Genomic DNA, 13,501 nt, shown 5'->3' with positions numbered 1-13,501 from the left:
GGCCCCCGGGGGGGCCCCCCCCGCGGCGTGCGCACCCCGCGGGGGCCGCCGGGGGCGGGGGGGGGCGGCCCCCGCGGCCCCCCCCGGGGCCCCCCCCCCCGCCTCGGGGAGTGTCCTCAGCCCGTCTTCTGCGGCACCGCCGCCGGGTCGGCCGGGAGCGGGTAGGCGTCCGGGTCGACGGCCCCGGGCAGGTCGGTGGCCGGCCGGCCGGGCGCGGTCGGATCCGGCAGCGAGGGCTGTGCGGGCGGGGCCGGCACCTGGCTGAACGGGATGCCGGGCGGGGCCTGGACCGGCGCCGCGCGGCCCGCGGGCAGCGGCCCGCGGCCCTGGACGCCGCACCCGGCCAGCGTCTCCAGGCCGTCCGGGCTCTGCACGGCGGGCAGGTTGCCGGTGAAGCAGTTGCCCGGATCCGCCGAGGCCAGCACGAGGTCGGCGCCGTTGCCGTCCGCCCGGTTGCCCTCGACGCGGTTGCCGCTCGCCGGGTGCCCGGGCGGGTCGGTGATCACCACTCCGGCGGCGCGGTTGCCCCGGACGAGGTTGCGCAGCACCCGGTTCGCGGTGCCGCCGCCGATCCCGATCCCGATGCCGAAGCCGCCGTCCGCCTGCTCCGGGGTGTCGGCGGCGTTGTTGTCGGCGACCACGTTGCCCGCGATCACCGCGCCGTGCTGCGGGGCGAGGGCCTCCAGGTCGTTGGAGTTCACCGTGACGCCGACCCGGTTGCCGACCACGCGGTTGCCCAGCACCGACAGGCCGTCCGAGGCGTTGGTCAGCTCGATGCCGACGGCGTTGCGCTCCACGGTGTTGCCGCGCACCACCGTGTCGCAGGGCTTGCACTGGCCGACGTAGATGCCCGAGTCGGCCTGCCCGGAGGCGTAGGAGTCCTCGATCACGCCGCCGCGCGCGTCGAAGGCGTAGATGCCGTACAGGCCGTTGCCGTAGGCCGTCACCCGCGTCGCCCGGAAGCCCTGGACGACCGGGAAGCGGGCGGTGTCGAGCGGGTCGTACGCGGAGCCGCCGGCGCCGTGCTGCTGCAGCTTCTCGTCGGTGACGCCGGTGAACAGGACGCCGTTGGCCAGGTAGCCGTGGACGGTGAGGTTCTCCACCACCGATCCGGGGCCGGTCACGGTGACCCCGTTGACGAGCCGCAGCCCGCCGTCGAGGACCACGGTGGTGCGGTCCGTCCCGCGCAGCACGACCCGGGCCTTGGTGATGCGCACGCTCTCGCGGTAGACACCCGGCCCGACCAGCACCGTCTCCCCCTCCCGGGCGACGTCCACGGCCTGCTGGACGGTGCGGAAGTCCTCCGGCACCCGCAGCACGCTCCCGACCGGGTGCCGGGAGTCGGCGGAGCCCGCACCGGTCGAGGAACACCCGGTGGCCGTCAGGGCGACCGCCGCGACCAGGGCCGTCAGGAGCCGTGCCGCCGCCGCCCCGACCACCGGCGGCCGAGCGGACGGGGTGGTCAACGGGCGCTCAGGAGACGTGATTTGCATGGCAAGTGTTCTATCGTCTCCAATAGGGCGCATGCCTACCGAACCGGAAAACCCGCGGCCGTCGCCCGGGCCGGCCGCGACCGGGATCGGGCGGCGCAGGGCCCTGCTCGCCGCCGGCGCGGTCTTCGCCGCCGGGATCGGCGCCGCCGCCGGCGAACTGGCGGACGGCAGCCGGACGCCCGGCCGGGACGGTGCCACCGGCAGTGCCACCGGCGGGCCGCCCCCCGAGGCCGCGGCCCCCTTCCACGGCGCCCGGCAGGCCGGGGTGACGGCGCCCCAGCCCGTCGCCACCCGGCTGCTCGCCTTCGACCTCCCGCAGACCACCACCGCCGCCGACCGGGACACCCTGCGCGGCCTCCTGGGCGCGCTGACCCGCACCTTGGCGGCCGCGGCGACCGACACGCCGCCCGACCCGAGGCTGCAGGGCGGCACCACCACCCGGCTCACCTCCCTGGTCGGCGTCGGCCCGGCGCTCGCCACCCGGTTGGGGCTCGACGTCCCCGCCCGGCTCGCCGAGCTGCCGGAGTTTCCCGGCGACCGGCTCGACCCGGCCCGCGGCGGCGGCGACCTCCTGCTGCAGGTGAGCGCGGACGACCCCTGGACACCGGCCGTCCTCGCCGAACTCGCCACGGCCGCCGCCCGGTCCGCTGGCGCCGTACCGCGCTGGTCGCAGTCCGGATTCCTGCAGCGCACCGCCCCGGGCACCACCCCGCGCAACCTCTTCGGCTTCAAGGACGGCACCGCCAACCCGGACGACGAGGCCGCCCGGCAGTGGGTCTGGGGCCCGGCCGGGCCGCACGAGAACGGCACCGTCCTGGTCTACCGGCGGATCCGGATGGACACCGCCGCCTTCGCCGCCCTGCCGGAGGACCGCAGGCAGCTGGCGATGGGCCGGCGGGCCGGCGACGGCGCCCCGCTCACCGGCAGCGCCGAGCACGACGAGCCGGACATCTACGCCAAGAACCCGGACGGCTCCTACGTCATCCCCGCCACCGCCCACGTCCGGCTCAGCAGCCCCCGCCTCGACGGCGGTGCCCGGATGCTGCGCCGCGGCTACGGCTACGACGACGGACCGGCCGACCGCGGCCTGCTGTTCTGCGCCTTCATGCGCGACCCGGCCCAGTTCACCCGGGTCCAGAACCGGCTCGCCGCCCGCGACGCCCTGAACCCCTTCCTCGAACACACCGCCTCGGCGGTCGCCTACGTCCTCCCCGGCGCCCCGGCGGGCGGCACCCTCGGCGAGGCTCTCTGGGCCTGACGGCCTGCGTGGTCTGAGCGGTCTGAGGGGGCTGAGCGGGGGAGTGGCGGAGCGCGCGGACGCCGGCCGGGCAGGTGCCCCCGAGGGGGAACCGCCCGGCCGGCGTCGGTCGGACCGTCAGGCGCTCACCACCAGCGGCGGTTTGAGCCGCACGTCGCTGCTGCCCCGGGCGGCGTGCTGGTCGGCCCAGGAGATCAGCGCGCTGCGGCAGGCGTGGTCGAGGTGGCGCAGTTCGCTCCAGTCGAGGTCCACCGCACGGTCCGTCGGCAGCGACTCCAGCGTGTCCAGCAGCCGGGGCAGCCGCAGGAAGGTCGCGTCGCCGCCGAGGCGGACGTGCAGCGGACGGCCGTCACCGGTGTCGGTGAGGTCGATGTGCAACTGGGAGGTCTGCCAGGCGCTCTTGGCGACGGCGAGCGCCACGCCGAGCAGGACGCCCTCGAAGAGGTTGGTGACGACGATCGCGCCCGCGGTGGCCGCGAGCACCACCACCTCGCTGCGGTGCGCCCGCCACAGGGCGACGCCCTGCCGCAGGGGGATCAGCTTGCCGCCGGCGTGGATCAGGACGCCGCCGAGCACGGCGAGCGGGATCAGCCCCAGGGCGGCCGGCAGGAGCGCGGCGAACAGCAGCAGCCACACGCCGTGCAGGACGCGGGACGCCCTGGTCCTGGCCCCGGCCTGGACGTTGGCGGCGCTGCGGACGATCACGGCGGTCATCGGCAGGGCGCCGAGCAGCCCGCACAGGGTGTTGCCGATGCCCTGGGAGGTGAGCTCCTTGTCGTAGTCGGTGCGGCGCCCGTCGTGCATCTGGTCGACGGCGGCGGCGCTGAACAGGCTCTCGGCGGAGGCGATGACGGCGAACGCGAGGACGGTGCCCAGGCCCGCCGCGCTCGCGACGGCGCCCAGGCCGTCCGCGGTCGGGAGGGCGACGGCGCCGAGCAGCCCGTCCACCTCGACCCGGGGGACGTCCAGGTCGAACAGGGCCGTCGCGCCGGCGGCGAGGGCGACCGCCGCCAGCGGGGCGGGCACCGCGCGGACGGGGGCGGGCAGCTTCTTCCAGCACGTCAGCAGGGCCACCGTGGCGGCGGTCATGGCGACGGCGGTCATCGCGGCCCGGCCGGTCAGCCAGTCGCCGAGCAGCGCGGGGATCCCGGCCACCTTCGCGGTGCCGGAGCCCGGCGCCGCCCGGCCGGAGACGGCGTACAGCTGTCCGAGGATCAGGATCAGCCCGATCCCGGCGAGCATGCCGTGGACGACGGACAGGGAGATCGCGCGGAACCAGCGGCCCATGCGCAGCAGTCCCATCGTGACCTGCAGGAGTCCGGCGGCGAGGACGACGGCGCCGAGCGAGGCGAGCCCGAACTGCTGGACGGCGTCGTAGACGAGGACGGTCAGCCCGGCGGCCGGGCCGCTGACCTGCAGGCTGCTGCCGGGCAGCAGGCCGACGACCAGCCCGCCGACGATGCCGGTGATCAGGCCGCGTTCCGCGGGCACGCCGGAGGCGACGGCGACGCCGACGCACAGCGGGACGGCCACCAGGAAGACGACCAGCGAGGCGGGCAGGTCCTGGCGCCAGTGCGCGAACGCGCCGCGCAGCGGGGAGCGGCCGCGGGCCCCGGGCCCGGTGGGGCTGGTGGGGCTGTCGGTCGTGCCGGGGAGACCGGGGTGGTCGGGAGTGTTCACAGCGGCAGGAACCCCCGGTCCGATCCGGCGAGGACGGTGCCGGTGTGCACCTCGTAGTACCAGCCGTGCAGCCGCAGGGAACCCTCCGCCAGCCGGCGGGCCACGCCCGGGTAGCTGCGCAGCCGGTCGAGCTGGGCGAGGACGCTGCGCTGGACCGGGCGGGCGACGTCCGCGTCCTGGTCGTGCGCCGGGACGGGGGCGAGGTGGCTGGTGGGCGGGGCGGCGTGTTCGAGCCAGGTCCGGACGGCGGGGACGGGCGCCAGGTCCTCGGCCCGCACCAGCGCGCCGATGGACCCGCAGTGCGAGTGCCCGCAGACGATGACGTCGGGGACCCGGAGGATGTCGACGGCGTACTCGATGGTGGCGGCCTCGCCGCTGGGGGCGGCCGTGTCGTAGACGGGGACGATGTTCCCGGCGGTGCGCAGCTCGAAGAGCTGCCCGGGGCGGGATCCGGTGATCAGGGCCGGGACGACGCGGGAGTCGGAGCAGGTGATGAAGAGGGCTTCGGGCGCCTGCCCGGCGGAGAGCCGGCCGAGGTCGTGGCCGCCGGAGGCGAGCCGGTGCGGGAAGACGCGGGCGTGCGTCACGAGGGACTGCATGAGAGGTCTCCTTCTGCCCGCCCGGGTGGTGCCGGGCGGGAAGCTGCTGTCGTGGGGCAGCGGCGGGCTGACGCGCGGTCGGCCGTGGGGCCGGCGGTGCCGTGGCCCGGGCCCGTCCGGAAGGATCCGCCGGTCGGGCGTGGGGCGGTGGCCCGCCGCCCGAGGGCATGGCGGGGCCGCACGCGCCCGTGGTGGGCGCGCGCCGGATCGCGTGCGGGGTGCGGGTCAGCTCGCGGGAGCCGTCAGCAGCGGAACACCTGGAGGCGCGCGAGCGCGGCCGGTCTCGACCCGTTCGCGCCGGGCACGGGGCCCGTGGGCACCGTGACGGAGGTGGCCGCGACGCCGGTGACGGTGCCGCTCACCGCGCCGACGGCCGTACGCACGGCCGTGCCGCCGCTCGTGCGGTGGTGGGCGGTGGCCCGTGCGGTCGGTGCCTCGGTGAGGTGGTGGACCTTCCAGGCCGGGTGGCCGTCGGCGGCCGTGGACTGCGGCAGCGGCTCGGCGGCGAAGGCCTGCGAGCCGGTGCCGAGGGCGGCGAGCACGGCCGAGACGACGGCGGCCAACAGGAGGGCGAGGCGCTTGCCGCGCGAGATGCGTCGTGCCGTCACTGCGCCTCCCCTCCGTCCGCGTCGCACCGGTGGCTCCGAGCTGCCGGCTCCGAATCGTTCGCACCGAACCGCCGGCCGAACCGCCGGCCGAACATTCCGGCTCCGGAACCGGTCACCGTGCTGTCCAGCGTACCGACCGTGTGTAACCGGGACGTTAGCTCCGGGCGCCGCCGGGATGAGATTTCCCGAACTGTGCGTGAGGGTTCTGTGTACGCCAAAGCTGCTTCGATCACAGCGATGTGAGGATCTGTCAGTCCTGTGAACGCGGCGGCGGCAGCGTGCGTCGTTTGCGTGCGAGCGGCTGTCCGGGCCGCACATCTCCGCCACCGGTTCCCGCTCCTCGCCGCCCCCGCGCCCCGCGGGTGGAGACGGCCCCGGGAAAATTCGTCGGGCGTAAAGCCTTCCCCAAGTCCTCACCAATGTGGCATGTTTCGTTCAATTCCCGTGCGATCCCCCCTCACGCACGGTCCGAATCGGAGGACCCGTGTCACCCCTGATATCCCGGCGGCTCGGCCGCCCGGTCGCCGCCCTCGCCGTGCTCTCGGCGATGGCGCTCGCCACCCCCACCGCGCTCGCGACCGCCGCCCCGACGACCACGACGCCCGCTGTCCCCGCCGGCGTCACGGCGCCCGCGGCACCCGCGGCCGCTCCGGCGAGCGCGGCGGCCGGCTGGGCCGCGGGCACCCGCGCCTACCTGGTCATCAGCGCGCCCGCCGACGTCGCCGCCGCCAAGACCGCCGTCGCCGCCAAGGGCGGTACGGTCTTCGCGAGTTACGACGCGATCGGCGTCGTCGTCGCCCACTCCACCAGCGCCGGCTTCGCCGCCGCCCTGCGGACCGTCACCGGCATCCAGAAGGTGGGCGCGACCCGCACCTCCGACGTCCCGGCCGACGCCTACAACCCGGCCCTGCCGGCCAACCCCGCGCAGGCCGCCACCACGCTGGCCGAGTCCAACCGCTGGGACATGACCCAGATCAAGGCCGACCAGGCCTGGAACGTGACCACCGGATCCCCGTCCGTCAAGGTCGGCGTGCTGGACACCGGCGTGGACGACCAGCACCAGGACCTCGCGCCGAACTTCGACGCCGCCGACTCGGTCTCCTGCGCGTACGGCAAGGCCGACGCCCGCACCGGCGCCTGGCGCGACGTCGACACCCACGGCACCCACGTCGCCGGCACCATCGCGGCCGCGAAGAACGGCAAGGGCGTCATCGGCGTCGCGCCCGGCGTGAAGATCGCCTCGGTCCGGATCGCCGAGCCGACCAGCACCCTGTTCTACGCCGAGAACACCGTCTGCGGCTTCGTCTGGGCCGGCGACCACGGCTTCAAGGTGACCAACAACAGCTACTACACCGACCCGTGGCAGTTCAACTGCCCCGACGACCTCGACCAGGCCGCCATCATCGAGGGCGTCAAGCGCGCCCAGGAGTACGCCGAGGGCAAGGGCTCGCTGCAGGTCGCCGCGGCCGGCAACGCCGACTACGACCTCGCGAACAAGACCACGGACACCGAGAGCCCGAACGACTCCACCAAGGTCACCCGGACCATCACCAACGCCTGCCTCGACATCCCCACCGAACTCCCGGGCGTGGTGACCGTCGCCGCCACGGCCAGCGGCAGCGGCAAGGCCTCCTACTCCAACTACGGACGGGGCGTCATCGACGTCGCCGCGCCCGGCGGTGACGGCGCGACCGGCGTCTACTCCACCCTGCCCGGCGGCAAGTACGGGACCAAGAGCGGCACCTCCATGGCCTCCCCGCACGTCACCGGGGTCGCCGCGCTGATCGCCAGCACCGACCCGTCGCTCACCCCGGCCGACATCCGGGCCCGGCTGGCGACCCAGGCCAACGACCTGGCCTGCCCCGCCTCGGACAGCCGCTGCACCGGCACCACCGCCGACAACGGCTTCTTCGGCGAGGGTCAGGTCGACGCGCTGAAGGCGGTCGGCGGCACGACCCCGCCCACCGGCAAGTACTTCGAGAACACCGCCGACGTGGCGATCCCCGACAACACCACGGTGGAGAGCCCGATCACCGTCACCGGCGTCACCGGCAACGCGCCCGCGACGCTCAAGGTCGGCGTGGACATCAAGCACACCTACCGCGGTGACCTGGTCCTCTCCCTGGTGGCCCCGGACGGCACGGTCTACCTCCTGGAGGACTTCCCGAACAACGACAGCACCGACAACGTCGCCAAGACCTACACCGTCAACGCCGCCGCGAGCGCGGCGAACGGCACCTGGAAGCTCCGGGTGAAGGACGGCGCCTCCGGCGACACCGGCACCGTCGACTCCTGGAACCTCACCTTCTGATCCGTCGGACGGCTCCCGGGCTGCCGCGGCACGGACCTCGTGCCGCGGCAGCCCGAACACCCGTGCTCCGCCCACCCTCCGGGGCCGGCGGAGCACGGGTGTTGGCGGAGCACGGGTGTTGGCGAGCACGGTCGGCCGCGGCGTCGGCCTCGGCGGTGTGCACGCCGGGACCGGTGCGCCGGGCGCCGGTCAGGGGCTCTCGGGAGCCGTGGCGCCGGGGGTCGGTCGCGGTGCGCCGGCGGCGGGGCCCGGTGCCGGGGCGGGGGCCGGTTGCGGTGCGGTGGCGGCGGGGCCCGGTGCCGGTTCCGGCCCCGGATCCGGGGGAGCGCTGGCCGTCAGGTGGAGCATGAGCAGCTCGTTGAGCTCCTGGGTGGACCTGCTGGCGGGATCCACCCCGAGGTGGGCGGCGAGATCGCGGGTGCGGAGCCGGGCGGCGGCCTCGACGAGGGTGGCGTAGCCGTCGGCGGCGGCCCGGGTGCGGTGCCGGCCGGCGAGGGCGAGGGCGGCGGCGACGAGGGCGGCGGGCCACCACCAGACGACGAGCAGCAGGTAGAGCAGTGCCCAGGCGCTCAGCCCGGTGGCCCGGGTGAGGCCCTGTCGGGCGGCGGTGATCTCGGTGCGCACGGTGTCGGGGAGGACCAGCCACAGGTGCGGCCAGAGGACGGCCAGGTCGAGGTGCTGGTCACGCTCCAGGCGCAGGGCCGCGGCGTTGACGCGGTCGCCGCTCCAGGTCGGGCGTTCGGGCGGCTCCGGCGAGACGCGGACCATCGCCGACCGGGCGAGCCGCAGGTCCGCGTCCTCGTCCGCCGAGTCGCCGTCCGCGGTGTCGACGCTCGCGGTGCCGGGGGCCGGCCCGGGCCGGGACAACCGGGCGAGCGCGCGGGCTTCGCCGGCGTCGTTCCGCAGACCGTGCCACGCCCTGGCACGCGGTAGCCAGCGGTGGGTCCTGCGGTCGGTGGCCCGCCGCGCGAGAGCCCGCAGGGGCGCGGGCCAGGTGTGCCAGTCCGCGGCCAGGTGGATCCGCTCGGCCAGGGAACCGAGGGCCTGGGCGATCAGCCCGACGCCCGCCGCACCGCCCAGGACGGCTCCCAGCAGGACCACCTGGCCGCCGGGTGAGCCCGCCACCGGGGCCTTGGCCCACCCGGTGATCCGGGAGGCGAGCCGGTACAGGTCGAAGGGGTGGGCCTGACCGAGGGTGCGGGCAGCGAGGGCCACGGCCAGGTACAGCGCACCGGGCAGGACGAGCAGGGAGAGCCACCGCTCCGCGAGCTTCTTGCCGAGCTCCCCCAGGAGCGCGCCCACCGGCTACAGCCGCTCACGGCACAGGGCGTCCCCGCTGACCGCACACCGCGGAACGGGGACGGGCCCCTGCTGCCACCAGAAGCGCCCGCACCGCGCGGCCGGGCCGAGCGGACAGAGGTAGACGGGCTCGGCCGACCGGCCCCGGTCGGCGCCGGCGACGTGGACACCCCGGTCGCCGGTCCGCCCGTGCTCGTCGTAGGCGTACAGGCCCTGGGGGACACCGACCGCGACCAGCACGTTGTGCAGCGCGTCCACCCGATCCGCCACGTCCTCGCCCTGACGGACGGCCTCCAGCAGGTCCCGGACGAGGGCGTCGCTCCGGAGCGGACCGGCGCGCAGCCGCGCCCCGAGCTCTTGCTCCCGGGCACAGACGATGCCCAACCGCCGTGCGGTCTCCTCGGGTCGAGGCATGTGCTCTTCCACCCCCCTGGTACCGACGGCCCCACCTGTCGTCCCGGGCCGCCCTTTCGGAGGGTATCGGAGCAACTCCCCTCCGGGGAAAGGAATGTGCAACTAGCATCGCGAACCGCGAGCGATGTGGAGGCACGATGCGCGAGGCGCTGTTGGCGGCGACGTGGGCGCGGATCCAGCGGACGAAGGAGACCAGGGACCCGTCGTCGGTCCTGGGGCCGGACGCGCTGCGGGACGCCCGCCGGCTCGCCGCGGAGCACGGCCAGGGGGACACCGAAGTCCGCTACGCCCTCGGGTGGTTCTACTGGAGCCGCAGCGTGTACGGCCGGTACCTCGCCCCGCCCGGGGAACAGACGCTCGCCGACATGACGGCGGCCGTCGAGGCCTTCGCCCCGTGCTTCGCGCTCGGCGAGGACCGGCTGCCGGAGCCGCTGCTCCCGGCCCTCGCCGAGGCCGTGGCCCCGAGCGCCGTCCAGGCGCTCCGGCGCGCTCAGGCGTCCCCCGGCCGGATCGAGTGCATCTCGGCCGTGACGATGCTGCGCAGTGTCCTGGCGGCCACACCCGCCGACCGGCCGGCGCACGCCGAACGGCTCGCGCTGCTGGCCGAGGCGCTCCGGGACTGGGGTCCGGGCCCCCGCCCGCTGCTCCACACCGACCTCGCCATCGCGTGCTTCCAGGAGCTCACCTCCGCCGCGCCCGCTCACCACCCCGACCGTGTGACCTGGCTGACCCACCTGGGAGGCCTGCTGCAGGCCCGCGGTCAGGAGACCGGAGCGGAAGCGGATCTGGACGCCGCCGTCCGTGCTGCGCGGCAGGCGCTGGCCGAGGCCCGCCCCGGCCACCCAGGCGCCGTCACGGCCGTCTGGGTGCTGGGCATCGCGCTGGCCAGCAGGTTCGAGGTGACCAAGGTGGACGCCGATCTGAAGGAGGCCGTCGGGTGCCTCCGGAAGGCGGCCGACGCCACCCCGCCCGACGATCCGCAGCACGCCGCGCGGGTGTCCCACCTCGGGACGGTGCTCCGGGCCCGCTACCAGCACGCGGGCGTGCCGGCGGATCTGGAGGAGGCCGTCGAGGTCGGGCAGCGGGCGGCGGACCAGAGCCCGGCCGAGGGCCGCGACCACGCGGCCGTGATCTCCACCCTGAGCAGGGCCCTGTGGGCCAGGTACCAGCTCACGGGCGTGGCGGCGGACCTGGACCGGGCCATCGTGCTCGGGCAGCAGGCCGTGGACACCGGCGAGTCGGTCGACCGTGTGGTGATGCTGTCGAACCTCGGGGGCAGGTTCGCGGAACGGGCCGAACGGACCGGGGCGCTGACGGACACGGACGCCGCGGTCGAGTGGCTGCGGAAGGCGGTGGCCGCGGCCCCCGAGGACGACCGCGACCGTGCGGGGATGCTGTCGAACCTCGGCACCGCGCTGTTCAGGAGGTTCCAGCGGGCCGGTGCGCTCGCGGACGTGGACGAGGCGGTGACGGTCCTGCGGGAGGCCGTGGCCGCCGCGGCCGCCGCGGCGGACCGGACCGTGCGGGCGATGGTGCTCGGCAACCTCGGCGGTGCGCTGCTGACCCGCTTCCGGCGGACCGGGGTGTCGGCGGACCTGGACCGGGGGGTGCGGGCGTTGCAGGAGGCCGTCAACGCTGCCGGCGACGAGCCCGGACGCGCCGCGGCGCTCGCCAACCTCGGCAGTGCGCTGCAGACCCGCTTCGAGCGGTCCGGTGCGCGGGCGGACCTGGACGCGGCGGTGAAGGTGGCGCAGAAGGCGGTGCGGCTCGCCCCCGCCGGCGCCGGCCGCGCCATGGAGTCGTCCAACCTCGCCAACGCCCTGGTCATGCGGTCGCAGCGGGACGGTGCACCGGAGGACCTGGACGAGGCCGTCCGGATCGGACGACTCGCGGTCGAGTCCCTTCCGGCCGGCCACCCCGACCGGGCGGTCCTGCTGTCCAACCTGGGGGGCATGCTGAGCATCCGGTTCCGGCAGTCCGCGGCGCCGGAGGACCTCGAGGAGGCGACCTCCTGCCACGTGGCGGCCGTGGACGCGGCCGTCACCCCCCTGACCGGCGTCGAGGCCGGGGACCGGGCCGCCCGGCTCCTGGCGGACCGCGGTGAGTACGGGAACGCGGCGGACGTGGCCGAGGAAGCGGTGCTGCGGCTGCCCCAGGTGGCCCCGCGCCGCCTGGAACGCGGCGACCAGCAGCACGCCGTCGCACAGGTCGCCGGACTGGCGGGCCGGGCCGCCGCGCTCGCGCTCGCCGCGCCCGGCGGCACCCCGCCCGAACGCGCCCGACGCGCCCTGCGGCTGCTGGAGACGGGGCGCGCCGTCCTGCTCAGCCAGGCCCTGGAGACCCGCGGCGACCTCACCGAGCTCCGGGACCGGCACCCCGGTCTCGCGACCCGCTACGTCGAGCTGCGCGACCAGCTCGACATGCCCGCGGACACCATGACCCCCGTCCGGCTCCGCAGCGAGGCGGCCGACCAGGGGCCGTCACGGCGGGGACCGGTGCGGGACCGGCACCGCGCCGCGGGGGACTTCGCCGCCCTGCTGGCCGAGATCCGGGCCCTGGACGACTTCACCGGGTTCGCCCGGCCGCCGGCCGAGGCGGAGCTGGTCGCCGAGGCGGCCGAGGGGCCCGTCGTGGTGTTCAACATCAGCGGGTACCGCAGCGACGCCCTGCTGGTCACGACCGAAGGGATCGACAGCATCGCGTTGCCGGGTCTCACCCTCCGCGCGGTGACCGACCGGGTGAACGCCTTCCGCAACGCGCTGCACACGCTGACGGTCGGCGGGGAGGAGGCCGAGCAGCTGGCGGCGCAGCAGACCCTGGTCACCGTCCTGCAGTGGTTGTGGGACACGGCGACCGGCCCGGTGCTCGGCGCCCTCGGACTCCACGGACGCGGCGACACCGAGGAGGCCTGGCCGCGGGTGTGGTGGGTGCCCGGCGGGCTGCTGGGCCTGCTGCCCCTGCACGCCTCGGGCCATCACGACGACCCGCCGGGCACGCCGCACCGGCGCACCGTGATGGACCGGGTGGTCTCCTCCTACACCCCCACCGTCCGCGCACTGCGCCACGCCCGCGAACGCGCCCGGACCGCGGCCTCCTCGCCGGCCGCACGGAACCTGATCGTGGCGATGCCGACCACACCCGGCCTTCCGGACCACGGCCGTCTGCACTACGTCGAGGACGAAGTCGCGGTGCTGCGCGAGCGGTTGCCCGACGCGGTCCTGCTCCGGGAACCGGAGCCCGGGGACGGCCCCGCGCACCGGGAGCCCTCGGTGCCGACCCGGGCCCGCGTCCTCGACCAGCTGCCGGACTGCGCGATCGCGCACTTCTCCTGCCACGGGTCCAGTGACCCGGCGGACCCGTCCCGGAGCCTGCTGCTGCTCCACGACCACGCGGAGGCGCCGCTGACCGTCGGGCGACTCGCGTCCGTCGCGCTGGACGGAGCCCGGCTGGCCTACCTGTCGGCGTGCCGCACCGCGGCCATCGACACCTCCGAACTGCTCGACGAGGCCATCCACCTCACCTCCGCCTTCCAGCTCGCCGGGTTCCCGCACGTCATCGGCACGCTCTGGGAGATCGACGACCAGATGGCCGTCACCGTCGCCAGGCTGTTCTACGCCGGCCTCGGGGCCGATGGCGCCCGCCCGGATCCGGACCGGTCGGCCCGTGCACTCCACCGGGCGGTCCGCCGGGTGCGTGACGGCCACGGCCTGCCGGCCCCGCTCACCTTCAACGACTCCCCGTGGCTGTGGGCCGCCTACCTGCACGCGGGTGCCTGAGCGGCCGAGCGCGGCCGGGTGACTCGCCTTCAAGAAATCAACACATTCAGGCTTAAGGGCTGC

General features: G+C 75.8%; 9 protein-coding genes. 3 read left to right on the top strand and 6 right to left on the bottom strand.

Annotated features, from left to right (window positions below):
* Nucleotides 1-116: 116 nt before the first annotated feature.
* Entirely contained in the window at nucleotides 117-1,493 is a 1,377-nt protein-coding gene (locus ACIRS1_RS29425; protein ID WP_402845034.1) for a right-handed parallel beta-helix repeat-containing protein, read from the bottom strand.
* Nucleotides 1,494-1,524: 31 nt separating this feature from the next.
* Here ACIRS1_RS29425 and ACIRS1_RS29420 point away from each other — a divergent pair, with 31 nt between their 5' ends.
* The gene (locus ACIRS1_RS29420) at nucleotides 1,525-2,751 is read left to right on the top strand and encodes a Dyp-type peroxidase (RefSeq protein ID WP_402845032.1); all 1,227 of its coding nucleotides are present in this window, start codon (nucleotides 1,525-1,527) and stop codon (nucleotides 2,749-2,751) included.
* Nucleotides 2,752-2,868: 117 nt separating this feature from the next.
* Here ACIRS1_RS29420 and ACIRS1_RS29415 read toward each other — a convergent pair whose 3' ends face one another.
* The 3 genes from ACIRS1_RS29415 to ACIRS1_RS29405 all read right to left on the bottom strand — a co-directional run bounded on the left by ACIRS1_RS29415 (nucleotide 2,869) and on the right by ACIRS1_RS29405 (nucleotide 5,638).
* Complete coding sequence (locus ACIRS1_RS29415; RefSeq protein WP_402845047.1) at nucleotides 2,869-4,344, bottom strand: SulP family inorganic anion transporter; 1,476 nt, start codon at nucleotides 4,342-4,344, stop codon at nucleotides 2,869-2,871.
* A gap of 83 nt (nucleotides 4,345-4,427) precedes the next feature.
* On the bottom strand, nucleotides 4,428-5,030 hold the full coding sequence (locus ACIRS1_RS29410) for a carbonic anhydrase (RefSeq protein WP_402845030.1): 603 nt from the start codon (nucleotides 5,028-5,030) through the stop codon (nucleotides 4,428-4,430).
* 242 nt (nucleotides 5,031-5,272) lie between these two features.
* Complete coding sequence (locus tag ACIRS1_RS29405) at nucleotides 5,273-5,638, bottom strand: hypothetical protein (RefSeq protein ID WP_402845029.1); 366 nt, start codon at nucleotides 5,636-5,638, stop codon at nucleotides 5,273-5,275.
* Nucleotides 5,639-6,173: 535 nt separating this feature from the next.
* Between ACIRS1_RS29405 and ACIRS1_RS29400 the strand changes: the two genes are divergently transcribed.
* Entirely contained in the window at nucleotides 6,174-7,949 is a 1,776-nt protein-coding gene (locus tag ACIRS1_RS29400) for a S8 family peptidase (protein ID WP_402845046.1), read from the top strand.
* Nucleotides 7,950-8,138: 189 nt separating this feature from the next.
* Here ACIRS1_RS29400 and ACIRS1_RS29395 read toward each other — a convergent pair whose 3' ends face one another.
* Both ACIRS1_RS29395 and ACIRS1_RS29390 read right to left on the bottom strand, forming a co-directional pair.
* Complete coding sequence (locus ACIRS1_RS29395) at nucleotides 8,139-9,251, bottom strand: hypothetical protein (RefSeq protein WP_402845027.1); 1,113 nt, start codon at nucleotides 9,249-9,251, stop codon at nucleotides 8,139-8,141.
* 3 nt (nucleotides 9,252-9,254) lie between these two features.
* Nucleotides 9,255-9,662 (bottom strand): hypothetical protein, encoded by a 408-nt coding sequence (locus ACIRS1_RS29390; protein WP_360217802.1) that lies wholly within the window; start codon nucleotides 9,660-9,662, stop codon nucleotides 9,255-9,257.
* A 137-nt stretch (nucleotides 9,663-9,799) separates the two neighbouring features.
* On the opposite strand from ACIRS1_RS29390, the gene ACIRS1_RS29385 reads away from it, so the two are divergent.
* Nucleotides 9,800-13,438 (top strand): CHAT domain-containing protein, encoded by a 3,639-nt coding sequence (locus ACIRS1_RS29385; RefSeq protein WP_402845025.1) that lies wholly within the window; start codon nucleotides 9,800-9,802, stop codon nucleotides 13,436-13,438.
* The last annotated feature ends 63 nt before the right edge of the window (nucleotides 13,439-13,501 follow it).

This window comes from Kitasatospora sp. NPDC101176, assembly GCF_044768035.1.
Classification (GTDB): domain Bacteria; phylum Actinomycetota; class Actinomycetes; order Streptomycetales; family Streptomycetaceae; genus Kitasatospora.
This window is presented reverse-complemented; position numbering and strand designations above follow the sequence as displayed.

What these genes read in the sequence shown, in the direction of transcription:
- ACIRS1_RS29390 (WP_360217802.1), bottom strand. Translation starts at nt 9,662, where the DNA reads ATGCCTCGACCCGAGGAGACCGCACGGCGGTTGGGCATCGTCTGTGCC.
- ACIRS1_RS29425 (WP_402845034.1), bottom strand. Translation starts at nt 1,493, where the DNA reads ATGCAAATCACGTCTCCTGAGCGCCCGTTGACCACCCCGTCCGCTCGG.
- ACIRS1_RS29385 (WP_402845025.1), top strand. Translation starts at nt 9,800, where the DNA reads ATGCGCGAGGCGCTGTTGGCGGCGACGTGGGCGCGGATCCAGCGGACG.
- ACIRS1_RS29410 (WP_402845030.1), bottom strand. Translation starts at nt 5,030, where the DNA reads ATGCAGTCCCTCGTGACGCACGCCCGCGTCTTCCCGCACCGGCTCGCC.
- ACIRS1_RS29420 (WP_402845032.1), top strand. Translation starts at nt 1,525, where the DNA reads ATGCCTACCGAACCGGAAAACCCGCGGCCGTCGCCCGGGCCGGCCGCG.